General features: G+C 68.7%; 26 protein-coding genes. 12 read left to right on the forward strand and 14 right to left on the reverse strand.

Going from position 1 to position 26,078, the window contains the following annotated elements; all coding sequences use genetic code 11:
• Positions 1-15: 15 nt before the first annotated feature.
• Positions 16-2,022 (forward strand): Stk1 family PASTA domain-containing Ser/Thr kinase, encoded by a 2,007-nt coding sequence (gene pknB / locus ACE4Q9_RS16540; protein ID WP_397984999.1) that lies wholly within the window; start codon positions 16-18, stop codon positions 2,020-2,022.
• Between the two features lie 72 nt (positions 2,023-2,094).
• Here the strand turns inward: pknB and ACE4Q9_RS16545 are convergent, their stop codons facing one another.
• From ACE4Q9_RS16545 to ACE4Q9_RS16565, 5 genes are all read right to left on the reverse strand, one after another.
• Positions 2,095-2,856, reverse strand: a complete 762-nt coding sequence (locus ACE4Q9_RS16545) for a class E sortase (RefSeq protein WP_397985000.1) — start codon at positions 2,854-2,856, stop codon at positions 2,095-2,097.
• 13 nt (positions 2,857-2,869) lie between these two features.
• Positions 2,870-3,910, reverse strand: coding sequence for a class E sortase (locus ACE4Q9_RS16550; RefSeq protein WP_397985001.1), 1,041 nt, complete (start codon positions 3,908-3,910; stop codon positions 2,870-2,872).
• Positions 3,907-4,545, reverse strand: coding sequence for an aminodeoxychorismate/anthranilate synthase component II (locus ACE4Q9_RS16555; RefSeq protein ID WP_397985002.1), 639 nt, complete (start codon positions 4,543-4,545; stop codon positions 3,907-3,909). Before ACE4Q9_RS16555 ends, ACE4Q9_RS16550 begins: the two co-directional genes overlap by 4 nt.
• Positions 4,542-4,703: a hypothetical protein gene (locus ACE4Q9_RS16560; RefSeq protein WP_392212326.1), complete on the reverse strand. Its 162-nt coding sequence runs from the start codon at positions 4,701-4,703 to the stop codon at positions 4,542-4,544. Before ACE4Q9_RS16560 ends, ACE4Q9_RS16555 begins: the two co-directional genes overlap by 4 nt.
• Positions 4,704-4,872: 169 nt before the next feature.
• Positions 4,873-5,661 (reverse strand): DUF881 domain-containing protein, encoded by a 789-nt coding sequence (locus tag ACE4Q9_RS16565; RefSeq protein WP_397985003.1) that lies wholly within the window; start codon positions 5,659-5,661, stop codon positions 4,873-4,875.
• 151 nt (positions 5,662-5,812) lie between these two features.
• Between ACE4Q9_RS16565 and crgA the strand changes: the two genes are divergently transcribed.
• Positions 5,813-6,067: a cell division protein CrgA gene (crgA, locus tag ACE4Q9_RS16570; RefSeq protein ID WP_397985004.1), complete on the forward strand. Its 255-nt coding sequence runs from the start codon at positions 5,813-5,815 to the stop codon at positions 6,065-6,067.
• 235 nt (positions 6,068-6,302) lie between these two features.
• On the opposite strand, the gene ACE4Q9_RS16575 is transcribed toward crgA, so the two are convergent.
• Both ACE4Q9_RS16575 and ACE4Q9_RS16580 read right to left on the reverse strand, forming a co-directional pair.
• Entirely contained in the window at positions 6,303-7,223 is a 921-nt protein-coding gene (locus tag ACE4Q9_RS16575; protein ID WP_397985005.1) for a rhomboid family intramembrane serine protease, read from the reverse strand.
• Positions 7,224-7,318: 95 nt separating this feature from the next.
• Positions 7,319-7,849: a peptidylprolyl isomerase gene (locus ACE4Q9_RS16580; RefSeq protein ID WP_397985006.1), complete on the reverse strand. Its 531-nt coding sequence runs from the start codon at positions 7,847-7,849 to the stop codon at positions 7,319-7,321.
• Between the two features lie 201 nt (positions 7,850-8,050).
• Between ACE4Q9_RS16580 and ACE4Q9_RS16585 the strand changes: the two genes are divergently transcribed.
• A complete protein-coding gene (locus ACE4Q9_RS16585; RefSeq protein ID WP_397985007.1) occupies positions 8,051-8,701 on the forward strand; it encodes a DUF5324 family protein in 651 nt (216 codons plus the stop codon).
• 78 nt (positions 8,702-8,779) lie between these two features.
• On the opposite strand, the gene ACE4Q9_RS16590 is transcribed toward ACE4Q9_RS16585, so the two are convergent.
• Positions 8,780-9,196 carry a hypothetical protein gene (locus tag ACE4Q9_RS16590; RefSeq protein ID WP_397985008.1) on the reverse strand — a complete coding sequence of 139 codons (417 nt, stop codon included), beginning with the start codon at positions 9,194-9,196 and terminating at the stop codon, positions 8,780-8,782.
• A gap of 551 nt (positions 9,197-9,747) precedes the next feature.
• Positions 9,748-10,962, reverse strand: coding sequence for an MFS transporter (locus tag ACE4Q9_RS16595; protein WP_397985009.1), 1,215 nt, complete (start codon positions 10,960-10,962; stop codon positions 9,748-9,750).
• Positions 10,963-11,119: 157 nt separating this feature from the next.
• On the opposite strand from ACE4Q9_RS16595, the gene ACE4Q9_RS16600 reads away from it, so the two are divergent.
• Positions 11,120-11,941 carry a helix-turn-helix domain-containing protein gene (locus tag ACE4Q9_RS16600; protein ID WP_397985010.1) on the forward strand — a complete coding sequence of 274 codons (822 nt, stop codon included), beginning with the start codon at positions 11,120-11,122 and terminating at the stop codon, positions 11,939-11,941.
• A gap of 351 nt (positions 11,942-12,292) precedes the next feature.
• On the opposite strand, the gene ACE4Q9_RS16605 is transcribed toward ACE4Q9_RS16600, so the two are convergent.
• The 5 genes from ACE4Q9_RS16605 to ACE4Q9_RS16625 form a co-directional block, all read right to left on the reverse strand.
• Complete coding sequence (locus ACE4Q9_RS16605) at positions 12,293-13,153, reverse strand: TauD/TfdA dioxygenase family protein (RefSeq protein WP_397985011.1); 861 nt, start codon at positions 13,151-13,153, stop codon at positions 12,293-12,295.
• A gap of 51 nt (positions 13,154-13,204) precedes the next feature.
• Complete coding sequence (locus tag ACE4Q9_RS16610) at positions 13,205-14,782, reverse strand: long-chain fatty acid--CoA ligase (protein WP_397985012.1); 1,578 nt, start codon at positions 14,780-14,782, stop codon at positions 13,205-13,207.
• A 64-nt stretch (positions 14,783-14,846) separates the two neighbouring features.
• Entirely contained in the window at positions 14,847-16,076 is a 1,230-nt protein-coding gene (gene hemA / locus ACE4Q9_RS16615) for a 5-aminolevulinate synthase (protein WP_397985013.1), read from the reverse strand.
• 389 nt (positions 16,077-16,465) lie between these two features.
• Positions 16,466-16,672, reverse strand: a complete 207-nt coding sequence (locus ACE4Q9_RS16620) for a hypothetical protein (protein ID WP_397985014.1) — start codon at positions 16,670-16,672, stop codon at positions 16,466-16,468.
• Positions 16,673-16,767: 95 nt separating this feature from the next.
• Positions 16,768-18,324, reverse strand: a complete 1,557-nt coding sequence (locus ACE4Q9_RS16625; protein WP_397985015.1) for an MFS transporter — start codon at positions 18,322-18,324, stop codon at positions 16,768-16,770.
• Positions 18,325-18,615: 291 nt separating this feature from the next.
• Between ACE4Q9_RS16625 and ACE4Q9_RS16630 the strand changes: the two genes are divergently transcribed.
• From ACE4Q9_RS16630 to ACE4Q9_RS16665, 8 genes are all read left to right on the forward strand, one after another.
• Positions 18,616-20,178 carry a class I adenylate-forming enzyme family protein gene (locus ACE4Q9_RS16630; protein ID WP_397985016.1) on the forward strand — a complete coding sequence of 521 codons (1,563 nt, stop codon included), beginning with the start codon at positions 18,616-18,618 and terminating at the stop codon, positions 20,176-20,178.
• A 53-nt stretch (positions 20,179-20,231) separates the two neighbouring features.
• The gene (gene hemA, locus ACE4Q9_RS16635; RefSeq protein WP_397985017.1) at positions 20,232-21,470 is read left to right on the forward strand and encodes a 5-aminolevulinate synthase; all 1,239 of its coding nucleotides are present in this window, start codon (positions 20,232-20,234) and stop codon (positions 21,468-21,470) included.
• Between the two features lie 240 nt (positions 21,471-21,710).
• Complete coding sequence (gene fabG / locus ACE4Q9_RS16640) at positions 21,711-22,451, forward strand: 3-oxoacyl-[acyl-carrier-protein] reductase (protein WP_397985018.1); 741 nt, start codon at positions 21,711-21,713, stop codon at positions 22,449-22,451.
• On the forward strand, positions 22,451-22,864 hold the full coding sequence (locus ACE4Q9_RS16645) for a 3-hydroxyacyl-ACP dehydratase FabZ family protein (RefSeq protein ID WP_397985019.1): 414 nt from the start codon (positions 22,451-22,453) through the stop codon (positions 22,862-22,864). The genes fabG and ACE4Q9_RS16645 overlap by 1 nt, the downstream gene beginning before the upstream one ends.
• Entirely contained in the window at positions 22,861-23,337 is a 477-nt protein-coding gene (locus tag ACE4Q9_RS16650; protein ID WP_397985020.1) for a 3-hydroxyacyl-ACP dehydratase FabZ family protein, read from the forward strand. The genes ACE4Q9_RS16645 and ACE4Q9_RS16650 overlap by 4 nt, the downstream gene beginning before the upstream one ends.
• Positions 23,338-23,440: 103 nt before the next feature.
• On the forward strand, positions 23,441-23,701 hold the full coding sequence (locus ACE4Q9_RS16655; RefSeq protein WP_397985021.1) for an acyl carrier protein: 261 nt from the start codon (positions 23,441-23,443) through the stop codon (positions 23,699-23,701).
• A gap of 1 nt (position 23,702) precedes the next feature.
• Complete coding sequence (locus ACE4Q9_RS16660; RefSeq protein ID WP_397985022.1) at positions 23,703-24,911, forward strand: beta-ketoacyl-[acyl-carrier-protein] synthase family protein; 1,209 nt, start codon at positions 23,703-23,705, stop codon at positions 24,909-24,911.
• A gap of 5 nt (positions 24,912-24,916) precedes the next feature.
• On the forward strand, positions 24,917-26,047 hold the full coding sequence (locus ACE4Q9_RS16665) for a beta-ketoacyl synthase N-terminal-like domain-containing protein (protein ID WP_397987241.1): 1,131 nt from the start codon (positions 24,917-24,919) through the stop codon (positions 26,045-26,047).
• Positions 26,048-26,078: the final 31 nt, after the last annotated feature.

Raw genomic sequence — 26,078 nt, forward strand, 5'->3', positions numbered from 1 at the left:
GGCTGGTAGGTAGCTATGGATGAGCCGCGTCGCCTCGGCGGCCGGTACGAGCTGGGCCACGTGCTCGGCCGTGGTGGCATGGCCGAGGTCTACCTCGCGCATGACACCCGGCTCGGCCGCACCGTGGCGGTGAAGACGCTGCGCGCGGACCTCGCGCGCGACCCGTCCTTCCAGGCCCGGTTCCGCCGGGAGGCCCAGTCGGCCGCCTCGCTCAACCATCCCGCGATCGTCGCGGTCTACGACACGGGCGAGGACTACATCGACGGGGTCTCCATCCCGTACATCGTGATGGAGTACGTCGACGGTTCCACCCTGCGCGAGCTGCTCCACTCCGGCCGCAAGCTGCTGCCGGAGCGCGCCATGGAGATGACCATCGGCATCCTCCAGGGCCTGGAGTACGCCCACCGCAACGGCATCGTCCACCGCGACATCAAGCCGGCCAACGTCATGCTGACGCGGGGCGGCCAGGTCAAGGTGATGGACTTCGGCATCGCCCGTGCGATGGGCGACTCCGGCATGACGATGACGCAGACCGCGGCGGTCATCGGCACGGCCCAGTACCTCTCCCCCGAGCAGGCCAAGGGCGAACAGGTCGACGCCCGCTCCGACCTGTACTCCACGGGCTGCCTGCTGTACGAGCTGCTGACCGTCCGGCCGCCCTTCGTCGGCGACTCTCCGGTGGCCGTGGCCTACCAGCACGTCCGCGAGGAGCCGCAGGCGCCCTCCGTCTTCGACCCCGAGATCACTCCCGAGATGGACGCGATCGTCCTCAAGGCGCTGGTCAAGGACCCCAACTACCGCTACCAGTCGGCCGACGAGATGCGCGCCGACATCGAGGCGTGCCTGGACGGCCAGCCGGTCGGCGCCACCGCCGCGTTGGGCGCGGTCGGTTACGCCGGTTACGGCGACGACCAGGCGACCACCGCGCTGCGCCCGGAGTCGCCCGCGGCCGCCACGGCCATGCTCCCGCCGATGAACGGGGACGACGGCGGCTTCGGCTACGACGACCGCCCCGACCGGCGCCGCCAGCAGCCGAAGAAGTCGAACACCTCCACCATCCTGCTGATCGTCGCCGGTGTCCTGGTGCTGGTCGGCGCCATCCTGATCGGGAAGTACGCGTTCAGCGGGCACGGTGTCAACGACAAGCCCTCGGTGCCCAATTTCGTCGGCATGTCCGAGAAGGACGCCCGCAACACCGCGGCGAACGTGGATCTGAAGGTCTCCGTCTCCGACCGCAAGCCCTGCGAGAACGAGCCCAAGGGCATGGTGTGCTCGCAGGATCCGGCGAAGGGCAGGAAGGTCGCCAAGAACACCACCGTCGACCTGGTGATCTCCACGGGCGCGCCCAAGGTCGCCGTGCCGAACGTCCTGGGCCAGACCTTCGATGCCGCCCAGACGGCCCTGACCGGGGACAAGTACCAGTTCAAGGTCAACCGCAAGGACGAGGTCTCCACCCAGCCGGCGGGCACCGTCATCAAGCAGAACCCGGACCTCGGCACGGAGGTCGAGAAGGGCGCCACGATCACCCTCACCGTCGCCAAGGCGGAGGAGAAGGTGACCATTCCGGGCGATGTCGTCGGCAAGTCCTGTGCCGATGCCAAGGCCGAACTCCAGGGCATGGGCCTGGTGCCGACCTGCAACGACCAGCCGACCGACAACCCGGACGACGACGGCAAGGTCCTGTCGATCAACCCGCCGGCCGGTCAGCAGGTCGCCAAGAACACGCCCGTCGCGATCAACGTGGGCAAGGCGCAGAACAACCAGGTCCAGGTGCCGGGCATCCAGGGCAAGAAGCTCGGCGACGTGAAGCAGATGCTCGCCCAGGCGGGTCTCTCGCTCGGCAACGTCACGGGCGACAATGACGACAACGCGCTGGTCGTCAGCTCGAACCCGGCGCCCGGCACCACGGTCAACAAGGGCCAGACCGTCGACGTGACCGCCATCGGCGGGGGCGGCCGGGGCAACAACGGGGACAACGGGGACAACGGCGGTCCCAACATCTTCGGCGGCATGAACGGCTGACCCGGTCCTGCGAACGCCAGGGCCCCTGCCGGAATCTTCCGGCAGGGGCCCTGGCGTGTTCCAGGCGAACGCTCAGCGCAGCTCCGGCGGGGGCGTCCGCTTGCTGTCGACCTTCTGCACCCGGACCAGTTCGCCCCACACGATGTAGCGGTAGCGCGAGGTGTAGACGGGCGTGCAGGTGGTCAGCGTGATGTAGTGGCCGGGCTTCGTCCAGCCGGACTCCTTGGGGACCGCGTCGACGACGCCGACGTCGTACTTCGAGGTCTCCGGGAGGATCGAGGCGACCTTGTAGACGTACCAGTCGTCCCGCGTCTCGAAGACGATCGGGTCGCCCTTCTCGAGCTTGTCGATGTTGTGGAACTTCGCGCCGTGGCCGTCGCGGTGGGCGGCCAGGGTGAAGTTCCCCTTCTTGCCGGTCATGGGGAGCATCGCCTTGACCGGGTCGGTGTAGTAGCCGGCGACGCCGTTGTTGAGGACGTCGGTGCTGGTGCCCTTCTCGACCAGGACCGAGCCGTTCTTCATCGCGGGCACGTGCAGGAAACCGATGCCGTCCTTGGTGTCCAGCGCGCCCGGCCCGCCGGCCGCGCTCTGTGCCCAGTGCTCGCGCACCTTCTCGGCCTGCTTGTCGGCCTTGCGGTCCGCCAGTACGTTCGTCCACCACAGCGAGTAGACGACGAAGAGGCCGAGCAACACGCCCACGGTGATGAGCAGTTCACCGAAGACGCTGACGGCCTGCGCGATCCGGCCCGGACGCCGGCGCGGCTCGGCGGGTTCCGGGTCGGACGCGGCAGTGATTTCCTCGGTCGCTTCGTTCTCGTCGGCGGTCGCTGCCACAGTGTCCTAGCCCTTACTCGATGAGCGCGTCCGGCTTGCCCTTGCTGCGGGGGCGCACCTCGACCATCTTGCCCCAGACGATCAGCCGGTACTTGCTGGTGAACTCCGGTGTACAGGTGGTCAGGGTGATGTAGCGGCCGGGCTTGGTGAAGCCCGAGCCCTTCGGGATCGGGTCCAGCACGCCGGTGTTGGACGGCGAGGTGACCGGGAGGGTCGACGTCACCTTGTAGACGTAGTACGTGTCCTGGGTCTCGACCACCACGGGGTCGCCGGGGGTGAGCTTGTTGATGTACCGGAACGGCTCGCCGTGGGTGTTGCGGTGCGCCGCGAGCCCGAAGTTGCCCGTCCTGGCGTCCGGCATCGCCGTCTTCAGCGGCGCCTCGCCGTAGTGCCCGACCATGCCCTTGTCGAGGACCCTGGTGGTGCTGACGCCCTCCGCGATCGGCGCCACCACGTCCAGCTTGGGGATGTGCAGGATGGCGAAGCCCTGGCCGGGCGCGAACACACCCGGGGCGCGCTTGCCGCTCGCCCAGTCGTCCTGGAGCTGATGGGTCGCGCTGCCGGCCTGCGCGTGCGCGCGGACGTTGGTCCACCACAGCTGGTAGGTGACGAACAGCAGCATCAGCACGCCGGTGGTGATGAACACCTCGCCGATCACCCGGCTGGCGATCACACCGGGTCCCGGCTTGGCCAGCCGCGCCCGCCGCCGGGCCTCGACCCGTGTCAGCGGGCGGTCCGGATCGTCCTCCGCCCAGGCGGGAGCGGCGGTGGCGGCGGGCACACCGGTGGGCGCGCCCGCGGTCACCGGGTCCCGGCGCCCCCCGTGCCGCTTGGCCGCCTTTCTGCGGGCCGCACGGCCGCCGGGAGCGGGTGCGGGTGCGGGAGGGGCCGCTGGGGCTCCAGAAGCCCCTCTGGGCCCCACGGACGCCGGGTCGGCGGCCCGCAGCACCATCGTCTCCGCGTCGAAGGGGGCCTCCTGGGGCGCACCGCCGTGGGACTCGTACGGTTCCCCGCCGCCGTACAAGTCCTCGCGCTCGGGGCGCAGGGCGGTCACGCCGTGGCCCTGCCCACCACCGGGGCGAGCCCCGCCGACCTCGCCACGGCACCCTGGTCGCCGCACTGAGCCAGCCAGTTGGCCAGCATCCGGTGGCCGTGCTCGGTCAGCACCGACTCCGGGTGGAACTGCACGCCCTCGACGGGCAGTTCACGGTGGCGCAGGCCCATGATGATGCCGTCGTGCGTACGGGCCGTGACCTCGAGCTCGGCCGGGACCGTCGCGGGCTCGGCGGCCAGGGAGTGGTAGCGGGTCGCGGTGAAGGGGGAGGGCAGCCCGGCGAAGACGCCCTTGCCCTCGTGCTCGACCGGGGAGGTCTTGCCGTGCAGCAGCTCGGGCGCCCGGTCCACCACCCCGCCGTACGCCACCTGCATGGACTGCATGCCCAGGCAGACGCCGAAGACCGGGACCCCGGTGGCCGCGCAGTGGCGGACCATGTCCACGCAGACGCCGGCCTGCTCGGGGGTGCCGGGGCCGGGCGAGAGCAGGACGCCGTCGAAGCCGTCCTGGGCATGTGCGGTGGTCACCTCGTCGTTGCGCAGCACCTCGCACTCGGCACCCAGCTGGTACAGGTACTGGACGAGGTTGAAGACGAAGCTGTCGTAGTTGTCCACGACGAGAATGCGCGCACTCACTGGTTGTCCACCGTCACATCGTTGAAGGGCAGCAGCGGCTCGGCCCACGGGAAGACGTACTGGAACAGGACGTACACCACGGCCAGGACCAGGACGACGGAGATCAGCAACTTCACCCATACGTTTCCCGGCAGATGCCGCCAGATCCAGCCGTACATGCCGTCCTTGCCGTCCCTTCCGTATCCCTACGGCACCAGACACCCGCCGTACGTCACCAGACTAGCGGCGCGGCCCGTCCGGTTCGCCCGACTCCACAGGGTCGGTGACGCCGGCGCCGGCGGGGGCGGTTTTGTGCGGCCCTTTGTCGATCCGATACGCGCGCGAGGGCTACTGCACGGGCTTCGCGTAGTGCAGGTCCACCGTGCCGGAGTAACCCGGCAGCGTCACCGTGCCGTCGTCGGTGACGTTCCAGCCGAGGCCGTAGACGTTGACGTACACCATGTAGGTCTGGATCGCCTTGCTGTCCGCGAGCGACTTCTGGAGCCGGCCCGGGTCCCCGATCGCCGTGATCTTGTACGGCGGTGAGTAGACGCGGCCCTGGAGGATCAGCGTGTTGCCGACGCAGCGGACCGCGCTGGTGGAGATCAGCCGCTGGTCCATGACCTTGATGCCCTTGGCGCCGCCCTGCCACAGGGCGTTCACCACGGCCTGGAGGTCCTGCTGGTGGATGACCAGGTAGTCGGGCTGCGGCGGGGGATAGCCGGGGAGCTTGGCGGTGGCGTTGGGCGGGGCGTCGTTCAGGGTGACGGTGACGGCCCTGCCGGTGAGCCTCTGGGTGCCCGCGCCCTTCTCCAGGCCGGTCAGCCGCCGGTCCTGGGCCTTGGTGCTGCCGCCGTCGCTCTCGGCCAGGGATTCCACGCCGTCGCGCAGGGCGGCGTTGGACTCGTCCAGGTCCTTGTTCTTGCGGCTGCGCTGCTGGATCAGGTCGGACAGCTTCAGCAGGGAGCCGTCCTGGCGGATGTCGGTGCCCTTGGCGGTGTCGAAGCTGGTGAAGAAGATCAGGCCGGCGAGCGCGAAGACGGCCGCGGTGAGCATCCGCACCGGGCGCACCCGCGGCCCGCGGCGAGGGCCGGAACCCATTGCTCCCGTACCGGGGGAGTCGGCAGAATTGCTCAACGTACCCTTACTCTCCTTCGGCGCCACGGAAGCACTACGCTAACGGACGCCCGGGGGAGCACACAGAGTCGTCGTGTTGGCCACTTGTACGCTGCCCGAGCCCGATCAGTTACCTGCGCGGCCACGCAGCGCATCGACAGGAGAGACCCTCGTGCCGAAGTCACGTATCCGCAAGAAGGCCGACTTCACGCCGCCGCCGGCGAAGCAGGCCGCGGCGATCAAGATGAACAACCACGGCTGGGTCGCCCCGGTCATGCTGGCCATGTTCGTCATCGGCCTGGCCTGGATCGTCGTCTTCTATGTGACCGGCGGCTCGCTGCCCATCGACGCGCTGGACAACTGGAACATCGTGGTCGGCTTCGGCTTCATCGCCGCCGGATTCGGTGTCTCCACGCAGTGGAAGTGACGCGGACCCGCTGAGTTATCCACAGGCCTGGGGATTTCCACACCCCCCTGGGGAAAAGACTACGATCTGTGGATAACTCATCGAGGGTTGACACCGGTACGACTGCATTACTGGTGCCCATACAGGCGTTCGCACCCACCCCTACCTGCGAAAACACATCCGAGCGGTCGTAGGCGCACCTGATGCCGCACCGTGTGCACAAGATCATGCACCCGCTGTGGACAACGGTTCGGGATCAGGTGAGCTGGGCGGTCCTGACCAGGGTGAGTACGGCCACCACCACGAGCACCAGCGCACAGGTGCCGTACTGCACGAGCGCCCGGTTGCGGCGCGGGGCGTGCACCATGGCGTACCCGGTGACGAGCCCCGCCACCAGGCCGCCGACATGGGCCTGCCAGGCGATGTTGAAGCTCGGGGTGAACGTGATGATCAGGTTGACCACCAGCAGCGCGAACAGCGGCCGCATGTCGTAGTTGAGCCGCCGCATCAGCACGCCGGTGGCGCCGAAGAGGCCGAAGATCGCTCCGGAGGCGCCGAGCGAGGGCGCGTTCGGGGCGGCGAGCAGATAGGTGAGGGCGCTGCCCGCCAGGCCCGAGGCGAAGTACAGGGCGAGATAGCGGGCGCGGCCGAGCGCCGCCTCCAGGGGGCCGCCGATCCACCACAGGCTGAGCATGTTGAACAGCAGATGCGTGAACCCGGCATGCAGGAACATGGCGGTCAGCAGCCGGTAGTACTGCCCCTCGGCGATGCCCTGCACCCCTGGGATCAGGGGGGTGTACGCCTGCCCGATCACCTCGAAGCGCTGGGTGAAACTCTCGCCGACGGCCAGCTGCACCAGGAACAGGGCGATGTTGACCCCGATCAGCACCTTGGTGCACAGCCGGGGGTCCGCCGTCATGGTGCCGCCGGCCAGGGTGCGCGGGCGGGCCGCGGCCATGGCGCGGGCGGTGCCGCCACCGCCCGGCGGGTGCGGCTGGGCGGGGCCCCCTCCGTGGACGCACTCGGGACACTGGAAACCGACCGAGGCGCTGACCATGCACTCGGGGCAGATGGGGCGCTCGCAGCGGGTGCAGCGCACCCCGGTCTCACGGTCCGGGTGCCGGTAGCACACGGGCACGCTCCGGGCGTCCGGTGCGCTGCTTGCGATGTGCTCCATGATCCCCTCGCTCCTCTGGCACTCCCCGGCACATACCCCGCCCCGCCCATCCTTACGGACGAGCGGGGCGTTTGGTTCCCCGTGGGGCGTCCGGGTCAGCCCTCGCGGGTCTCGACCACGACCGACTCGATCACGACGTCCTGCGCGGGACGGTCGTTGCGGCCGGTCTTCACGGCCGCGATCTCGTCCACGACCTTCTGGCTGGCGGGGTTGGTGACCTCGCCGAAGATGGTGTGCTTGCGGGTCAGCCAGGTGGTCGGCGCGACGGTGATGAAGAACTGCGAGCCGTTGGTGCCCGGGCCGGCGTTGGCCATGGCCAGCAGGTACGGCTTGTCGAAGGACAGGTCCGGGTGGAACTCGTCCTCGAACTTGTAGCCCGGACCGCCGATGCCGGTGCCCAGCGGGTCACCGCCCTGGATCATGAAGCCGCTGATGACACGGTGGAAGATCGTGCCGTCGTAGAGCTTGTCCTTGCTCGTCTTGCCGGACTTCGGGTGGGTCCACTCGCGCTCGCCCTTGGCCAGCTCGACAAAGTTCTTGACCGTCTTGGGCGCGTGGTTCGGGAACAGCCGGACCTCGATGTCGCCGTGGTTGGTCTTCAGGGTGGCGTAAAGCTGCTCAGCCACGATCTGCCTTCCGTCGTCTTATGTCGTCTTCCTGTGACGCTCCGATCCTCGCACGGGTGGGTACTCACGGCGCCAGTCGGCCAACCGAAGGAGCGAGCGGCACCCGTATGCCTGTCCCGCATGCCGCATGCCGCGTCGACAGGCATGATCCGTAAAAGGGTGGAAAGTCGAATTCCGTACGCCACCGAGGAGGAGGAAACCGTGACCCGCATTGACAGCGTGCGCGCCGCGACCGGCTCGGCGAAGGACAGCGTGCTGCACGCCGCGGAAGTGGTGGCGCCCTACGCCGACACGGCCAAGGAGCGTGCCGCGCTCTACGCGCAGGAGGCACGCGTACGGCTCGCGCCCGTGGTGTCGCAGGCCGCAGAGCAGGCCCGCGCGCAGTACAACGCCCAGCTCGCCCCGCGTCTGGAACAGGCCCGGCGCACCTATGTACCACCGAAGGTGGACCTCGCCGCACACGAGGCCGCCTGCCGTACCCGCAAGGCCGCCCGGCAGGCGGCCGAGTACTCGCGTCCCCGGATCGAACAGGCCGTGGCCGCCGCCGCGCCGGTGGCCGACGAGGCCGCGGCACGGGGTGCCGCCGCGCTGGCCGCGCTGCGCGGCCAGGTCTCCGCGCAAGACATCCAGAAGCTGGCCCGGCGCAACGCGCGCAGGTGCCGGGCTGGCCGCGCCGCGAAGATGCTGGCGCTGGCCACTCTGGTGGCGGGCGGTGCCTTCGCGGCATGGAAGTGGTGGGAGCGCCAGGCCAACCCCGAGTGGCTGGTCGAACCGCCCGCCGCGACGGAGGTCCCGGAGCCGGGCGGCGGCCTCGGTTCGGTGGACGGGAGCGGCGGCGAGGAGCAGCCCTGAGCATCTCCCCGGAAGCGGGCTCCTTCCGCCGGAGGGGGCCCGTTTCACGTGAAACGTCCGCTGCGACGGGCCGCGGTCCTACCGGGCGCGCTCGATGTGCGACCTGGTCAGGGCGAACAGGATCAGCAGGTCCAGGGCCATGACGGGGATCGCCCACGCCGGGTAGTACGGCACGAACATGAACTGGGTGATCAGGCTGATCCCGGCCGCCACCACGCCGGCCCCGCGGCCCCAGCTCATCCCCGCGAGCAGAGCGAAGCCCGCGACGACGAGGACCATGCCGATGACGAGGTGGATGATGCCCCAGGGTGTCAGGCCGAAGTTGTAGGCGTATCCGGTCGACGTGGCGAACAGTCTGTCGTTCGCGATGCCCGCCGCGCCCATGAGGATGCTGAGCGGTCCGCTGAGCATCAGCATGATCCCGGCTGCCAGTGAAGCGCTGTCGACCGTACGGCCCCCGTGCCCGTGCTGTGTCTTGTCGGATGCCACCGTCATGGGCGTCGCCTTCCTGTGCGGCACGGCCGGCCACGCACAGCGGCCGTGCGGAGCCAGCCACGCTCTCCCTGACAGGATCACCGCAAGAGGCCCGCCCTGCGACCGGGGGCCCGCTCGCGCGGGCGGGCCCGCGACGGGGCACTCCGATGGGGCGCGGTGCCGCGGCGCGCTGCCGGGCCGGCGTCCCCGACGGCGACCGTGACCGGGGCGGCGAGGCGAGGACGCGGCGGCCGGGCGCGGGGGCCCCGGCCGAGGGAGCGCCGCCGGTCCCGGTGCCGTTCCCCCGCCGCCCCCGGCCGCCGGTGCTCCGGGCCGGTGCGACGGTACGCGCCAAGAGGACGGCGAGACCGGCCGGGCAGAGGACCGCGAACAGGGCCGCCAGCAGCGCCGTCAGCACGGCGCGGACCCGGCCCCGCGGTCGTGGTCTCATCGCATCCGAAGAAAATCTCACGACCCCTTGCTAAAGGATTACTGGCGCCGCCCTGACCCCGACACCCCGCGCCGCCCCCGGAAAGCCCCCCGGTCGGCGGAACCCGGCGTGCGCGCACCGGTCACCTCTGGTAGCGGGCGCGGCCCACGGCGGCGGCCACGGTCAGCGGGACGCTGAGCAGCGCGGCCGTCAGGAACATGCCCGGGTAGGCGTGGCGTTCCGCGGCCCCGGCGGCGAGGGCGCTGGCCAGGGCGCTGCCGACGTAGAGGGCCACGCCGAACATCGCGACGCCGGTGGCGCGGGCGGTCGGGGACAGGGCGGTGGCCCACGACTGGATCGTGGAGTGCATGAAGGACCAGCCGCCGCCGAGCAGCAGCGCACATCCCACCAGCGCGGGCACGGACAGGCCGACCGCGGCCAGGCCGAACGCCACCGCCATCTGAGCCCCGCCGACCACGATCAGCCGTACCGGCGTCCAGCGCCCGACCAGCCGCTTGACCAGCCGTGCCGCCGCCATCGACCCCACGCCGTACAGCGCGGACACCACGCCGGCCAGCGTCGCCGAGGCGCCCTGTGCCTCCAACGCCGGCGCGAGGTACGTCAGGAAGCCCAGCAGGACGGCGCCTTCGAGCATCGCGACGGCCATGACGTACCACTGCCAGCGGGAGCTGAGCACCACCTTGAACGGAGCGAACAGCGCGCCGGGGGCCGCGCGTGGCGGTTCGGGCAGTCGGCGCAGGGCGACGACCAGGCAGGCGGCGATCACGCCGGGCAGGGCGAAGACCAGCCGCCAGCCGGCGTAGTGCGCGAGCGCCCCGGCGACGACGGTGGCCACGGCGGTGCCCAGCGCGAACGCGGTCATCAGCTCGCTCAGCGGGCGCTGGCGGACCGCGGCGGGCACGGTGTCGCCGACGTACGTGATGGAGGCGGCGATGGAGGCGGCGAAGCAGGCGCCGGCCGCGACGCGCGCCACGATCAGCACCGTGGCGTCGGGCGCGAGGACCGACAGCAGCGCGGCGGCGGTGGCCCCGGTCAGCGAGATCCGCATGACCCGCACCCGGCCCAGCCGGTCGCTGGCCAGGCCCCAGACCGGCTGCATCAGGCCGTAGGCGAGGAAGTAGCCGCTGGCGGCGAGCATCGCCGTGGTCAGCGGGACACCGAGCTGGGTGCCGATGAGCAGCAGCATCGGGGTGATGCAGAAGCGGTCGAAGTTGCTGACGAAACCGGCCGCGCGCAGCAGGCGTAACGAGGCGGCGGGCATCGCCCGAGCGGCCGGGTCGTCACCGGCGGTGGCCGCGGGGGGCGTTGGGGTGCGGGGTGCGTCGGCGGTCTCCATGGGGCTCCTTGTCGTGCCTGACGGCGTTTGCCGGACAAGATCCAGCTCACCACCGCGGCCTGCCGGGACGAGCCCGTAGCCGATTACCCTTGCTCACACCCTGGGCGCGGTGCGCCGGTCCGGGGAGCAGGCCGGCGGTGCGGGGAGGAGCGGGGGCGTGCACGGCAGCGGACCCGACGGACCAGGCCGGGAACTGGGCGCCTTCCTGCGCTCCCGCCGCGAGCGGCTGAAGCCCGCCGACGTGGGGCTGCCCGGCTCGCCGCGGCGCCGTACGCCGGGGCTGCGGCGCGAGGAGGTCGCCGCCCTGGCCGGGGTCAGCCGGTCCTGGTACGCGTGGCTGGAGCAGGGCCGGGTCCACACCTCGGCGCAGGTGCTGCGGTCGGTGGCGCGGGCGCTGCGGCTGAACGCGGACGAGACCGCGCACGTGCTGTCGTTCGTGGAGCACGCGGGACCGGCCGAGCGGCCGCCCGGATGGGTGTCGCGGAACCTGCTGTCGCTGGTGGAGTCGCTGGCGCCGAACCCGGCCGCGGTGCTCGACCCGCACTGGGACCTGCTGGCCTGGAACGCGGGGTACACGGCGCTGCTCACCGATCTGGCGCGGCTGGCGCCCCGGCAGCGCAACCTGCTGTGGCTGGTGTTCCGCTGGCCGCCGAGCCGTACGCTGCTGGCCAGTTGGGAGCCGGAGGCACGGAGTCTGCTCGGCCAGTTCCGGGCGAAGGCCGCCCGGCATCCGGAGGACGGCCGCTACGCGGAGATCACCGCGGAACTGCTGGCCGACCCGGACGCGGCCCGCTGGTACGGCCGCCGGGAGACCGCGGCGTTCCATCCCGCCGTACGCCATTTCCGGCACCCGGTCGCCGGCGACCTGCGGCTGCGGTACGTGAAGCTCGCCGCGGTGGACGAGCCGGGCCACCATCTGCTGGCCTACCTGCCCGACGACAGGACGACGAAGGAGGCACTGGACTCCCTCACCGGCTGAACCGGCAGGTGCGGACGGCCGAGGGCCGGTGCCGAGTGCCGCGACGACGATGCACGACTGGAGCAGTGGCCGTAGCCCTCACGCGGGCGACGCGCGGCGCGAAAAAGAGCCCTCCGGCCGGCGATTCCGCAGGCCAGCGGGCCCGCACGCAGGCGTGCCGTGGTGTCCCCGTATTCAGGGCGGTGGGAAAGCACCGCCGAGTGGGTGAGCGTGCGGGCCACGGCGGTATGCCGTGGTCGGCTGGATCGCCGCGAACGCGCCGAAGCCCCGGCTGATGCGGTGACCGATCGCGTCGCCCGCACCGCCCGGAGCTTCGATGTGCCGTCACGCTGCCGGCAGTCACTCATCCCGTCATCGGTTGCTCTTCCTGATGCTCACGCGGTGAACGACCCGGCCGGCGCCCTCGGGCAGTTCGGTGGCGGAGTGGAACGCGATCCTGGTCTTCCACATCACGAGGTCGCCCTGGGTCCACTTGTGGCGATAGATGTTCTCGGGATTGCCCAGGAATTCATCTATCGCGTCGAACCAGCGCTTGTTGTCGTTCGCGTCGAACTGGTCGACCGCCTCGGTGTAGCCGGACGACCCGTACGCGTAGCGCTCTCCGGTCGGCTCGTCGACCGGCGTGAGCGGATGCACGGCGGGCGGATATTCCTTGTCGACAACCGCGCGGAACTCCGGCAGAGACAGCCCGACATGCTCGGGACGCATCCGGAAACGACGGCTGTGAAGGTGCGTCGCGGTAGCCTGCCCGGCCTTCTCACGGAGGTCGGCCGGCAGCGCATCCAGCACGTTGATCGCGCTGGCGAACAGGGTGTCGCCGTGGCCTTCGGGCACCTGGACTCCCTGCAAGAGGGTGTATTCCGGCGGGTCGGGGAGGTAGGTCGAGTCCTGGTGCCAGAAGTTGCCCACGCGCGCGACGCCAATGGGCTTGCCGTCCTTGACCACGTTGGACGAGATCATCAGCTCCGGATAGTCCGGGTGGCGGTACCTGCTGATGTTGAACGGAACCGGTTCCCCGATCTTCCGGGCGAACTCGATCTGCTGCTCGGGGCTCAGTGGAGTCTCCCGGATGACCACCAGGTGCGAGGTCTCCAGAGCGTCGACGATGTCGGAGACGATCGTCGCATCGTTCAGTGCCTCCGCGGTCAGTCCGCGGTACTCGGTGCCGAACCTGTCGGAGATCGAGGACTTGGTCACGGATGTTGCGCCCATGGGTGGTTCCTTTCTTTCGTGGTGACGGTCAAATCGGTGAAGGGGCCGTTCTCACGCTGCGGAGTCCGGACCGACGGTGGACACCAGTTGTGCGACGAGCGTGCGCTTGAGGACTTTTCCGCTCGGCCCCAACGGGAGGGTCTCGGTGAACTCGACACGGCGCGGGTACTTGTACGAGGCGAAGCGCTGCCTGCCCCATTCGACGATCTCGTCACCGACCTCGGGTGTGGCTCGCTCCGGCCGCGACGGCACGACGACCGCCCACACCTCCTCCCCCAACACGGGGTGCGGGACGCCGATGACCGCAACCTGGGAAACAGCCGGATGTCCGACGAGGACCTCCTCGATCTCCCGCGGGTAGACGTTGTAGCCCCCACGGAGGATCAGGTCCTTCTTCCGGCCCACCACCGAGAGATAGCCGTCCTCGTCCAGCCTGCCGAGATCTCCGCTGCGGAACCAGCCGTCGACGATGACCTCGGCGGTCATCTCCGGCCAGCCGAGGTAGCCCGCCATGACGTTGTCACCACGCACCACGATCTCGCCCGTCTCGCCCACCGGCAGGAGCTCGATGCCGGCGGTGTTCGGCCGGGCTATCCCCACCGTGACGTTGTCGAGGGGAACACCGACCGTGCCGGGGCGGCAGACGATTCCGGGGTGGTTGTAGGAGACGCTGGTCGAGGTCTCGGTCAGGCCGTAGCCCTCGTACACGGGGCAGGCGAAGACGCGCTGCACATCATGGAACGTCTTGACCGGGAGCGCCGATCCGCCGCTGTAGAGCCGGTCGATCCGGGGCACCGCCCCGCCCTTGTCCACCGCGTCGAGCAACCCGAAATACATCGTGGGCACGCCCATGAACACCGTGCACCGATGCTCCTGCATCAGCTTGAGGGCTTCGGCGCCGGAGAACCGCGGCATCATCACGATGGTGATCCCCGCGTGGAAGCCGGTCAGCATGGAGCAGATCTGTCCGAAGCTGTGCGGCAGCGGCAGCCCCCCGAGCAGCACGTCGTCGCTGCGGAACGCGAACGGGGTGGTGGCCATGGTGTGGACGTTGTGCAGGATGTTGCGGTGGGTGAGCGTCACGCCTTTCGGCTTGCCGGTCGTGCCGGACGTGTAGAAGACGACGGCGGCGTCGTCCGGGTCGCGCGCGACGAAGTCGTCGAGCGGCGCCGTGTGCCGTGCCGCCCCCTCCAGGTCGACGGCGCCGTCCCGGGGCGTGCCGACCGTCAGCAGCAGGGTGCCCAGCGGCTGGGCCGCCTCTCGCGCCGGACCGATCAACGAGTCCGCGCACACCAGGAAGCGGATGTCGGCGTCAGTGAGTACGTGCGTGATCTCCGCTGCCGTCGACCTGACGTTCAGCGGAATCACGACGGCGCCCGCCGCCAGCACGCCGAAGTACACGAGCGGGAACTGCGGGTCGTCCACCACGAGCATGGCGACCTCGTCGCCGGGCCGGACCCCGTTATCGCGCAGGACCTGCGCGTACCGGCGCGCGCACTCCCACAGCCACGCGTAGCTGAAGTGCTCGGACCCATGGATCAGGGCCGGGTGAGCGGGCCGCAGGACCGCGGTGTCGGCCAGCACGGCCGCGACCGAGCCAGTCACCGCGGTCTTCTTCTGCGTCGCCATTGTGTTCCTGCTCAGCTCGTCTTCTCCCAGCGATGTCGGTGCAATGCGGCTGGCACGGGCGCGGTCATGCACCATGCCGGTCGCTCGCCGTCGCGATGTCCAGTTCTTTCCAGATGCCGCCGAGCACGTGGGCGAGGTTCTCGACATCCTTCGGGTCGTGTACCGGGGACGGCGTGATCCTGAGGAGTTCCTCACCGGCAGGCACGTCGGGGGAGGCGATCGACTGAACGTAGATCCCGTGCCGGTCCAGCAGCATTTCGGACGCCCGTCGGCAGGCCTCGCTGTCCCCCACGACGGCGGAGACGATGTGCGAATCGGTCGACAGACACGGGATGCCGGCCTCACCGAGCAGACGGTGCAGAAGTTGCGCGTTCTCCGCCAGAGCCGTCCGCTCGGCCTCGGACGCCCTCAGATGACGGACCGACTCGAGCGCGCCCGCCGCGATCGCAGGTGGCAGCGAGGTGGTGAAGATGAACGAGCGCGACGAGGTGCGGACGGCGTCGATGAGTGCGGCCGGGCCGGTGATGTAGCCGCCCATGACGCCGTAACCCTTGCCGAGGGTGCCCATCACGACCGTGAACTTGTCCGCAAGGCCTGCACGCGCCGCGATTCCGGCGCCTTGGGGACCGTACATGCCGACCGCGTGGACTTCGTCGATGTACGTCGTGGCACCGTACCTGGTGGCGAGTTCGGATATCTCGGCCACCGGCGCGATGTCGCCCAGCATGGAATGGACGCTTTCCATCGCGATCAGCTTCGGACGGTCAGTGGGCGCCGCCGCCAGGAGCTCTTCCAGGTGAGCGACATCATTGTGGCGGTAAATATATTTCTCCGCGCCACTGTGACGGATTCCGTCGATAATCGACGCGTGATTCCTCGCGTCGGAGAACACGATGGTGTTCTTGGGCGTTCCTGCCAGGACGGTGAGGGCGCCGTCGTTCGCCGTGTACCCGGAAGCGAAGATGAGGGCGGCTTCCTTGCCGTGGAGGCCCGCCAGCTCCGCTTCCAGAAGGACGTGGAACCGGTTGGTTCCGCCGATGTTCCGTGAACCACCGGAACCGACACCGTGGTTGTCGATCGCGGCTTTCATTGCCTCGGCAACCTTGGGGTTCTGCCCCATACCGAGATAGTCGTTGCTGCACCAGACCTGGATCTGCGAATCCACCCCGTCCTGCCATGCGGTGGCCTGCGGGAACATTCCGAAGCGGCGCCCGACCTGCATGTGCTCGATCCTGCGCCCGGACGAAGCCGCTCCGGTGGCCCCCTTGGGATACGACTCCAGATGCAGGTTCATTTCGATCGCCTTTCCAATCTCAAGGTGAAGAACTGTGAGAGTCGAATTGCCTGTCATCAGGCACCGGATTGCCGTTCCGATATGTGACTCGCGAGGACCGTGATCCACCGGTCGAGTGCCGTCCCATTCTTGCCCGCATAGCGGGGCTCGAAAAAGCACCTTCGACCGGGTGAAGCGGCGCATCGATCGGCTACCCGATCGGGGTAGCCGATCCAGGACGACGTACCGTGCCAGGCGATCGCCGGTCTCCGTCACCTCACCGGGACGCGGATCGAATCGGCGATGCCCGGGAGTCGTGACGGACGGTTCCGGCCCTTGAGGCTCCCCGGTGGGGAGTGTGGATGCGAAGGAGAAGAAGGAGTCGATCGGCGACTCGACCTGACGCCCCGTCAGCCTTTGTCGCCGACGAGTTCGCCGGCGCCCTTGACGTCTGCGGCCGCCGACTGCCGGAGGGGCGGAGGTCCGAGTCGGCGGACCGGGGCTTCGTACACACCGTGAACAAGCGGCTCCCGATCCGCCGGGGGCATCTCGGCCTGCCGCCCGCCGAGTTCAAGATCCAGACCGGGCTCGAGCATCCGCCGGTCCACGTCGGCCACGAACGAGATCTTCCTCGACCAGTTGGTCTCCCGCGCGGTCGCCCAGGTCGGGGAGCGAGGCCGGTCACCGGCGGCGGGCCGCCTCGGCACACGTGTCAGAGGTTGGTCTTCACCCGGCTGTCCTGGACCACCGGCTCCGCGGGCTGCCGGTCCGGACGCAGGGCGATCACCAGCAGAAGCGCGCCGCACAGGGCGATCAGCATGGTCCCGGCGGCACTGATGTGCATGGCCTTGATGAACGCGTCGTTGGCTACGCGCACCAGGGAGGGCTGGTGGATCGCGGCGGCGGTGTGCCGGGCCTGCTCGGCGGAGATCCGCGCCCGTGCCCGCACCTGCTCGGGGTACCCACTCAGCGAGCCGTCGACCGCGTGCCGGTAGGCGAGCGACATGATCGTGCCGCCCACCGCGATCCCCATCAGACTGCCGGTCTGGCGCACGGTGTTGAGGACGGCCGATCCGGCACCGGCCCGTTCCAGCGGCAGGACGCTCATGAGTCCCCCCGTCACCGGGCCGATCACCATGCCGATCGACAGACCCTGGACCATGTAGGCGATCTCGTTGAAGACCAGCGGGGTGTGCAGCCCGAAGAGCATGTTGCAGCCCATGGCCAGCCCTGCCGTGGTCAACGCCGTCGCGGTGACCCTGCGGAGCGTCCAGCGGCGAGCCAGCCGGACACCAAGCGGTGCCCCCACGATCGCCCCCACCGCGGTCGGGGAGAACGCCAGCCCGGCTTGCAACGCCGAAAACTCGCGTGCGCCCTGCAGGTAGAAGGCGCCGTAGAAGCTGGCGGCGGTCATGGCGAACATCAAGAGCCCGAGCGCCACGTTGGCGAGGCCGAACATGCGCTGGGCGAGCAGCCGGGGGTCGAAGCTGGGCTGCCGGTGGCGCAGTTCCACGAGCACGAAGCAGGTCAGCAGGACCACTCCGACGACGATCGGGCCCCAGACCGACACCGGGCTCCAGGAGGCCACCTGCCCCGCGCGGATCAGTCCGTAGGCCAGGGAGGCGAGCCCGCTGATCGACAGCAGCAGCCCGGCCGGGTCCAGCGGACGCCGGGTGGGGCTGCGGAAGTTCGGGACCAGCGTGGCGATCCCGATCAACGACAGCACCGCGATCGGGATGTTGACCAGGAAGATCGAGCCCCACCAGAAGTGGCCGAGGAGGACGCCGGCCAGCAGCGGGCCCGCCGCGATACCGACGCCGGCGGATGTCGACGAGATACCGACCGCGGTCGCCCGGGCGGGACCACTGAAGGTCCACATGAGGATGGCCACCTGCGCGGGCATGATCAACGCGCTGCCCAGACCCATCACGGCCCGAGCGGCGATCAGTTGGTCCGCGTCGCCCGCGTACGCAGCCCACACCGAGGCGCCGGCGAAGACCACCATCCCGGTGGCGAGCACGGTCCGGTGACCGAACCGGTCGCCCAGGGCGCCGGAAGTGAACATCAAGGTGGCGAAGACCAGGGTGTACGAGCCGGTGGCCCACTGCAGTTGGCTGGGGCTGGCACCCAGACCGCGGACCGGATCGGCGAGGGTCTCGAAGGCGGTGGTGAGGATGGTGTTGTCCAGCCAGATCAGCAGCGAGGACAACAGGAGCACGGCGAGGATCAACTGCTGCCGGGACTTCGGCAACGTTGGAGGCGTCGTCATGGAGACCTTCGGTAGGATCGACAAGAACCTGACGATTTGATTGTGTGGAATCGCCGGGAACGTGTCAATCCCTGATGATCCGTCACCCGATCGGCGAGCCCGGCGGCATCCGCTTCCCGCCGCGGTCCGACCAGGGGTACCCGGACGGCTACTCCGGTCGGGTGACCGCTTCGATGCGCCGCTCCAGCCGGTCGAACGTTCTTTTCCACGCATCCCGTGAACCGGCAGGATCGGATTGCACCCGGGCCAGCAGATCGCGATCCACCGGGGTATGTATCGAGAGGCAGGGTCATGACCCCACAGGACCAATGGTGGCTCGAAAGCGACAGCTATGTTGCGGATATCCTCTCGGTGTTCGCAGCGGCGCCGGATCGCCTCGCCATTTCCTGGCGCGGCCGAGCTTTCTCCGGCGGTGAGTTGATCCGGTCCACCACCGAGATATTCCACGCGCTGCACGCCCGCGGCGTGGGGAAAGAAGATGTCGTAGCGATTCTGGTCGCTCCCAACAGTCCCGAGATGCTCACCGCTCGGTATGCCGCGCATCTGCTCGGCAGCACCGTCTGCTATCTGCGGTCCACCAATCCGGGAAGCAGTTCGACGATCCTCCCGCTCGATCACCAGATCCAGATCCTGCGCGACACCACGGCCTCGACGGTGTACGCGGACGCCGAGAACGCGCAGCGCGCACTTGAACTCTCCGAAGGCGTCGGCGGACTTCCGGTGACTCGCGTCGGCACCGGCCACGACGCGGCCAGCCGAGCCGACACCCCGCAGGCCGCGCCGTGGGACCCGAGTGCCGTGGCGGTGATCGGGTTCACCAGCGGGAGCACCGGCCGGCCGAAGGGCATCCGGCTCTCCGGCCGAGTCTGGAACGGCGGGGTCCGCGGCATGGTGGCGGCCGATCGCGCAGCGGTGGACGTAAAGCTGCTGGTGACGACGCCACTGAGCCACACCGTCGGCACCATGGCCGACGCGGCCCTGGCCCTGGGCGGAGAGGTCCACCTCCACGAGCACTTCGATGCCGGACAGTTCATCAAGGCAGTCGAAGAGTCGGAGATCTCGTGGACCTTCATGGCGACGGTCCAGCTGTTCCAGCTACTCGACCACCTGGAGGAGCTCGGGGCGCACGACCTCGAATCCGCCGGCCTGTCCTCGCTGAAGCGGCTGATCTACAGCGGCAGCGCGGCGGCACCCGCCAGGATCGCGCAGGCCGTCCGCATCCTCGGCCTCATCCTGGTGCAGGCCTATGGCACCTCGGAGACCGGTCGTATCACGTCGCTCAAGCGCGAGGAACACCTCGACCCGTGGCTGTCGACCACCGTCGGCCGCCCTTTCGGTGAGGTCGAGGTCGTCGTCGGCGACCTGGTATCGGGAGCACCGGTGCCCGCCGGGGAGGTGGGCCAGGTCCGCGTCCGCTCACCGCACCTGATGGACGGCTACACCGGCGACCCGGAGCTGACCGCGAAGGTCCTCCGGGACGGCTGGTACTACACCGGTGACATCGGCTATTGCGATGAGAAGGGCTATCTGCACCTGCTGGGCCGGGTCGCCGAAGTGGTCAAGGTCAACGGGGTCAAGGTCCACCCGCTGGTGGTCGAGCGGGAAATCCTTTCCCTGCCGGAAATCCGGCATGCCGCGGTCTACGGCGTGCAGGACCGGGACGGTTCCGAGCACCTTCACGCCGCGCTCGTCTGCGACCCCGCGGCGGAGGTCGACACGGAGAGCATCCGCACCCACATCGCCGAGTCGCTATCGGTGCTGCACGCGCCGGAGAAGATCACGATTCTCAGCGCGTTGCCGCTGAACGACAACGGAAAGCCCGACAAGCTGCGCCTGCGGCTGCTCGAGGCCTGATCCGGGGAATTCGACGCCCGGACTCCCCCACTTCGACAGAGAAGGCGAACGGAATGAACGTGCATCTGGAATCGTATTCCGACGGCCCCATCGCCGCAGATGTCGCCACCCGCCGGCGCGAGTTCCTGGAAATCGCCCGCCACTCCGGCAAGTTCCCCACCGCCACCGCGCGGCAGGACGGGGGAGACCGGCAGATCAGCGTGTGGTGCAGCAACGACTACCTCGGCATGGGCGAGAACCCCAAGGTGATCGAGGCCATGACGAGCGCGATCCAGGCCCACGGTGTGGGTTCCGGCGGTTCCCGCAACATCGGTGGGACGAACCAGTACCACGTGCAGCTGGAGCGGGAACTCGCGGAGCTGCATGACAAGGAGGCCGCCCTTCTCTTCACCTCCGGCTTCACCGCCAATGACGGAGCCCTCACCGTGCTGGCCGGACTGCCGAAGGACACCGTCGTGTTCTCCGACGCCGAGAACCACGCGTCGATCATCGACGGCCTGCGGCACAGCGGCGCGCAAAAGCATGTCTTCCGGCACAATGACGTCGCCCACCTGGAGGAGTTGCTCGCGGCCACTCCCGCCGACCGTCCGAAGCTGATCGTCCTGGAGTCGGTCTACTCGATGTCCGGCGACATCGCGCCGCTGGCCGAGATAGCCGAGGTCGCGAACCGCTACAACGCCACGACGTACCTCGACGAGGTGCACGCGGTCGGCATGTACGGCCCCGAAGGCGCCGGCATCGCAGCCCGGGAGGGTATCGCCGACCAGTTCACCGTCGTCATGGGCACCCTCGCCAAGGGCTTCGGCACGGTCGGCGGCTACGTCGCCGGACCGGCGGCCCTCATCGAAGCCGTCCGCACGCTGTCACGTGGGTTCATCTTCACCACATCGCTGCCGCCGGCCATCGCGGCCGGATCGTTGATCTCGGTCCGCCACCTGCGGAACTCCGATGTCGAGCGGCAGTCCCTGGCCGAGAACGCCCAACTGCTGCACCGTCTGCTCGACGAGGCGGACATCCCGTTCATATCCGCGGACTCACACATCGTGTGCGCCTTCATCGGGGACGACCGCACCTGCAAGCAGGCATCCAGTCTGCTGTTCAAGCGATACGGGATGTACGTGCAGCCCATCAACGCCCCCAGCGTGCCGGCCGGTCAGGAGATCCTGCGGATCGCTCCGTCCGCAGTGCACACGCGGTCCGACGTCGAGAACTTCGCCGAGGCGCTCCGCGACATCTGGAAGGAGCTGAACATCCCGTCGGCGAGCGACCGGCTGCTGAATCAGCAGAGCTGATTCGGACGTCCCTTCCCCGGCCTCGTGCGCCCGAAACACCTGTGACGGAGCGCACGAGGCCGTCGCACATCCGCCTCCGCTCGGGGTCCGGCGCCGCGGCAGGCACCGCAGGCACCTGCCGCGGCGGGAGAGCCGGCCGGCACAGCAGATTCTTTGGCACCTACCTGCCAACGGCCGGGGTAAGTCGCCCGGATGGCCATAGCATCAATGCGAAAGGCAATCCAAGGGGGAAAAGACATAATGGGCGAGCGAGGGTGCGCAGTTGTCACCGGTGGCTCCCGGGGAATCGGCCGGGCGGTCGCCGTCCAGCTGGCGGCGGACGGATATGACATCGCCTTCTGCTATCGCTCCGGCGGCGACACGGCCGTACAGGTCGAGAAGGCAATCCGCGACCTGGGCGTGGAGTGCTATCACGCGCCCTGCGATGTGGCCGACCTCGAGTCGGTGCAGGCGTTCCTCAAGACCGCGGAAGAGAAGCTCGGCGACATCGTCGCGCTGGTCAATTCAGCCGGCATCGTCAAGGACAATCCCATGGTCCTCATGCCGCCTGCGGACTGGCACGCGGTCATCGACACCAACCTTTCAGGTACTTACAACTTCTGCCGCAGCGTGGTCTTCGGATTCATGAAGCGCAAGGCCGGTACCATCGTGAACATCTCGTCGGTCGCCGGCGTGTTCGGTAACCCGACCCAAGCCAACTACTCGGCGGCGAAGTCTGGTATCCACGGCATGAGCAAGGCGCTCGCCAAGGAAGTCGCCGGATACGGCATCCGCGTCAACGTGGTCGCGCCCGGCTTCATCGAGACCGACATGACTTCCAAGCTCACCGAGAAGGCGCGGAACACCGCGCTCGGGATGATCCCGATGAAGCGGATCGGCGAGCCGAAGGATGTCTCCGACCTAGTCTCCTTCCTCGTCTCGGAGCGTGCCGCCTACATCACCGGCCAGGTCATACAGGTCGACGGCGGAATCGTCTTCTGATGCCGGGAGCACGCAGCCGCGCCGTGCCCCTGGACGCGGTTGACGACGTCGTTCAGGTCAGCGACTCCGAGATCACGGCGACAAAACTGGTCCACGCCGGCGACCCGTATCTCGAAGGGCATTACCCGGACTTCACGATCTACCCCGGCGTGTTCATCATGGAATCGGTGAACCAGACGGTCGACGCATACGTGGCACGCACGTTCGGCGCCGATCGCATCGCGGATCTCACCACGGTCACGTCCGCGCGTTTCACCTCGCCGGTCCTGCCGGGTGACACGTTGCAGGTGACGTGCAAGCTCGTCGTCCAGGACGATGGCCTGGACGTGGACGCGAAGTGCCGCAACGCCCTCGGCGCCACCGCGGCGAGACTGAAGCTGGCGTATCGAATCAAAGACGGGGGCATCCGGTGATCGACCACGCCGGAATCCGGAACATCATCCCGCATCGCCACCCGGTCCTGCTCGTCGATAAGGTCCTGGAGTTTTCTCCATTCGACCGCATCGTCACCGTAAAATCCGTTTCCGGTAGCGAGCCCTGCTATGCGAGAATGTCCGAAGGTCTCGGTTCGAGCGCTTTCGCTTATCCGAAACCGCTACTCATCGAATCGTTCGGCCAGAGTGGTGCCGTGCTCTGGCTGGAAAGCATAAAGAGCCGCGGCGAGAGCCTGAACGGCACCCTTATATTCGCCGCATCCAGAAACGTCGAATTCCATCGGCCAGTCTATCCGGGTGACACCGTACGGCACACCCTGAAGATCGACCAGCTGGTCGGCGACAACGCGTTTCTGTCCGGCCAGAGCTTCGTCGGCGACGATCCCGTCATGACCGTCGGCGAGGCCATCGCGGTCGTGCGCCCTAACGAGAGGATTGCCCGCCGGGCATGACGCCCCGTTGGCGGAAGACCCGTGGAGTCGACACCTGTTCGTCGGCTCGGCGATTCTACAGCGTATCCAGCAGCGAACAAACAACCCAGGAAGTGGTGACGCAATGACGACCGCAATCAACCAGCAGCTGATGGACGAACTGCGCGAGATGATCGCGGAGGTTCTCGAGGAGGAGCCCGAGAACATAACCGAGACCAGCCTGTTCATCGAGGAGCACGAGGCCGACTCGCTCCGGGCGATCGAGATCCTGGCCCGCATCGAGAAGAAGTACAAGGTCTCGCTGCCGCAGGAGATCCTCGCCGACATGGTGAATCTGCGGGCCGTGTACAACACCGTGATCGAGTACTCCGACGGGAACCTCTGACATGACCCGCCGAGTGGTGATCACCGGCCTCGGACCTCTGTCAACCATCGGTGTCGGTCCGGACGCATTCGCAGCCGGCCTGCGCGCCGGCGCAATCAACAGCGGGCCCATCCGCAGTTTCGACGCCTCCGGATTCCCGCACAACATCGCGAACGAACTGGGCGACGTTCACCCCTCGGATTACGTCACGAACATCGACCCGGATGCCTGGGGGCCGGCCAGCCTCGCCGCAGCGGCCGTGGCGCGGCTCGCGGCCGACGACGCCGGACTCGACCGCGCCGAACTGCGGCGTGGTCGGGCGGGATCGGTCTTCGGCACGACCGGAGGCGAGACCCGCCTCCATGAGGACGCCTACGAAAGGTGGCTGGCCAAGGGCCCTGCCGCCGAATTCGGTGACCTTGTGCCGAAGATCCCCGCCTACCGACTCGCCGTCGCAGCCAACCGCGAACTCGGCATCGACGGCGAGGCGGTGACGCTCGCAACCGCGTGCTCGGCGAGCAACTACGCGATCGGTTATGCCTACGACATGATCGCGGGCGGCGACTCCGACTACATGATCGCCGGTGGCTCGGAGGCCATGTGCGCGTTCGCCGTGGCCGGTTTTTACCGGCTCGGCGCACTCGCGAAGGACGTGTGCACGCCGTTCGACGCGAACCGCAAGGGCATCCTCATCGGTGAGGGCAGTTCCGCCCTGCTGCTCGAGTCGCTGGACTCGGCACTCGCCCGAGGCGCCAGGATCTACGCCGAGGTGCTCGGTTACGGGCTGAACTGCGATGCCAACCACATGGTTTCGCCGCTGGCCACGTCGATCGCCGAGTGCACTCGCCGGGCCCACGAGAACGCCGGGGTGAAGAAGGACGAGATCGACTACGTCTGCGCACACGGCACCGGTACACCGTCGAACGACTCCGCCGAGGTCGCCGCCATGCGTGAGGTCTTCGGCGACCAGCTCCCGCCGATGAGCTCGATCAAGTCGATGCTCGGTCACTCCATGGGCGCGGCAAGTGGTTTCGGGGCGATCGCGTGCTGCCTGGCGATCCGGGACGGTTTCGTCCCCCCGACCATCAACCTCAACACGATCGACCCGAACTTCGAGGGGATCGACGTGGTGCCCAACGTCTCGCGGGAAGCCGACGTGCGGATCGTGCAGAACAACGGGTTCGCCTTCGGCGGCAACAACGCCATCACGATCTTCGGGAGGTACGAGTGAGCGCCATGGCCGTGACCGGATGGGGGGTGCTCTCCGCCATCGGCACCGGGGCGGAGGAGTTCTCCCAGGCATGGGGCGAGCGCCGCAGCGGCCGCAAGGACGTGACGGAGATGTTCGAGCAGAAGCTCCCGTCCCAGACTGCCTGCGCCATCCCCGACTTCGACGTCAAGGCACATCTGGGCCGGAAGGGAACCAGCTTCTTCGACCGCTCGACGGCGCTGTCCGTGGTCACCTGCAAGCTCGCCCTCGAGGACGCCGGACTGGCCCGTGACGCGAAGGACGCGAAGAGCGAGAAGGCCGACGGCGGCATCGGGCTCGTGCTCGGGCTGAGCAGCGGTGGGCCCCAGGCGATGTCGGACTTCATCCACGAGATGTACACCAGTGAGAAGCCGTATCTCGTCAACCCGCTGCTTTTCCCCTACGCGGTGATGAACGGCGCGGCGAGCGCCACGGCGATCTGGCACAACCTCAAGGGCGTCAACGCCACGGTGTCCGGCGGTCAGATGGCCTTCCTGACTGCGTTGCGGTACGCCCGCAACAAGGTGCGCAGCGGCTATGTGAACGCCGCGGTGGCCGGTGCGGTCGAGGAGTTCTCTCCGACCCGGGCCTGGGCGTCGCACCAGGCGCGTGGCGCCGGGGAGGATCGCGTCGACCTCGGCGAGGGCGGTGCCTTCTTCGTGCTCGAGGACGCTGAGACCGTGCGGACGGCCGGCCGCGGCCTCGACGCGGAGATTCTGGCGGTCGAGTGCGGTCTCTACGGAGAGCCTGGCAGCAAGGACGACCCGGCCGTCGGCATGACGGAGTGCATCATCCGGGCGCTCGAAGCCGCCGGTGTCGAGGCGAGCGACGTCTGGGCCGTCGCGCCGTCGCTCTCCGGTTCGCCGAAGCGCGACCGAGTCGAACTGGTGGCCATCACCGCGGCGCTGGGCACTGACACCCCGAACCTCCTGCCGGTCAAGGAACTGGTCGGAGAGACGTACTCTGCGGCCGGCGGCCTGCAGTTGGCCGCGCTGCTCGCGGAGCACCGCAGGAACCCCGAGCGCGACGGCGCGGTTTCCCTGGTCACGTCACTCACCTCCGAGGGGATGGTCGGCGTAGCCGTGGTCCGAGGGTGGAGCCGTGCGACGAGCGCGTAGCGCCTGGGAACCTACCGCCCGCTCGATAGTC

Origin of the sequence: Streptomyces sp. AM6-12, assembly GCF_044327085.1 — a bacterium.
Lineage (GTDB): Bacteria > Actinomycetota > Actinomycetes > Streptomycetales > Streptomycetaceae > Streptomyces.

Excerpts from the sequence above, each read along its gene's own strand:
- pknB (WP_397984999.1), top strand. The coding sequence starts at position 16 with ATGGATGAGCCGCGTCGCCTCGGCGGCCGGTACGAGCTGGGCCACGTG.
- fabG (WP_397985018.1), top strand. The coding sequence starts at position 21,711 with ATGGGCGAGCGAGGGTGCGCAGTTGTCACCGGTGGCTCCCGGGGAATC.
- ACE4Q9_RS16645 (WP_397985019.1), top strand. The coding sequence starts at position 22,451 with ATGCCGGGAGCACGCAGCCGCGCCGTGCCCCTGGACGCGGTTGACGAC.
- ACE4Q9_RS16665 (WP_397987241.1), top strand. The coding sequence starts at position 24,917 with ATGGCCGTGACCGGATGGGGGGTGCTCTCCGCCATCGGCACCGGGGCG.
- ACE4Q9_RS16625 (WP_397985015.1), bottom strand. The coding sequence starts at position 18,324 with ATGACGACGCCTCCAACGTTGCCGAAGTCCCGGCAGCAGTTGATCCTC.
- ACE4Q9_RS16605 (WP_397985011.1), bottom strand. The coding sequence starts at position 13,153 with ATGGGCGCAACATCCGTGACCAAGTCCTCGATCTCCGACAGGTTCGGC.
- ACE4Q9_RS16610 (WP_397985012.1), bottom strand. The coding sequence starts at position 14,782 with ATGGCGACGCAGAAGAAGACCGCGGTGACTGGCTCGGTCGCGGCCGTG.
- hemA (WP_397985017.1), top strand. The coding sequence starts at position 20,232 with ATGAACGTGCATCTGGAATCGTATTCCGACGGCCCCATCGCCGCAGAT.
- ACE4Q9_RS16560 (WP_392212326.1), bottom strand. The coding sequence starts at position 4,703 with ATGTACGGCTGGATCTGGCGGCATCTGCCGGGAAACGTATGGGTGAAG.
- ACE4Q9_RS16590 (WP_397985008.1), bottom strand. The coding sequence starts at position 9,196 with ATGACGGTGGCATCCGACAAGACACAGCACGGGCACGGGGGCCGTACG.
- hemA (WP_397985013.1), bottom strand. The coding sequence starts at position 16,076 with ATGAACCTGCATCTGGAGTCGTATCCCAAGGGGGCCACCGGAGCGGCT.
- ACE4Q9_RS16595 (WP_397985009.1), bottom strand. The coding sequence starts at position 10,962 with ATGGAGACCGCCGACGCACCCCGCACCCCAACGCCCCCCGCGGCCACC.
- ACE4Q9_RS16575 (WP_397985005.1), bottom strand. The coding sequence starts at position 7,223 with ATGGAGCACATCGCAAGCAGCGCACCGGACGCCCGGAGCGTGCCCGTG.
- ACE4Q9_RS16660 (WP_397985022.1), top strand. The coding sequence starts at position 23,703 with ATGACCCGCCGAGTGGTGATCACCGGCCTCGGACCTCTGTCAACCATC.
- ACE4Q9_RS16655 (WP_397985021.1), top strand. The coding sequence starts at position 23,441 with ATGACGACCGCAATCAACCAGCAGCTGATGGACGAACTGCGCGAGATG.
- ACE4Q9_RS16630 (WP_397985016.1), top strand. The coding sequence starts at position 18,616 with ATGACCCCACAGGACCAATGGTGGCTCGAAAGCGACAGCTATGTTGCG.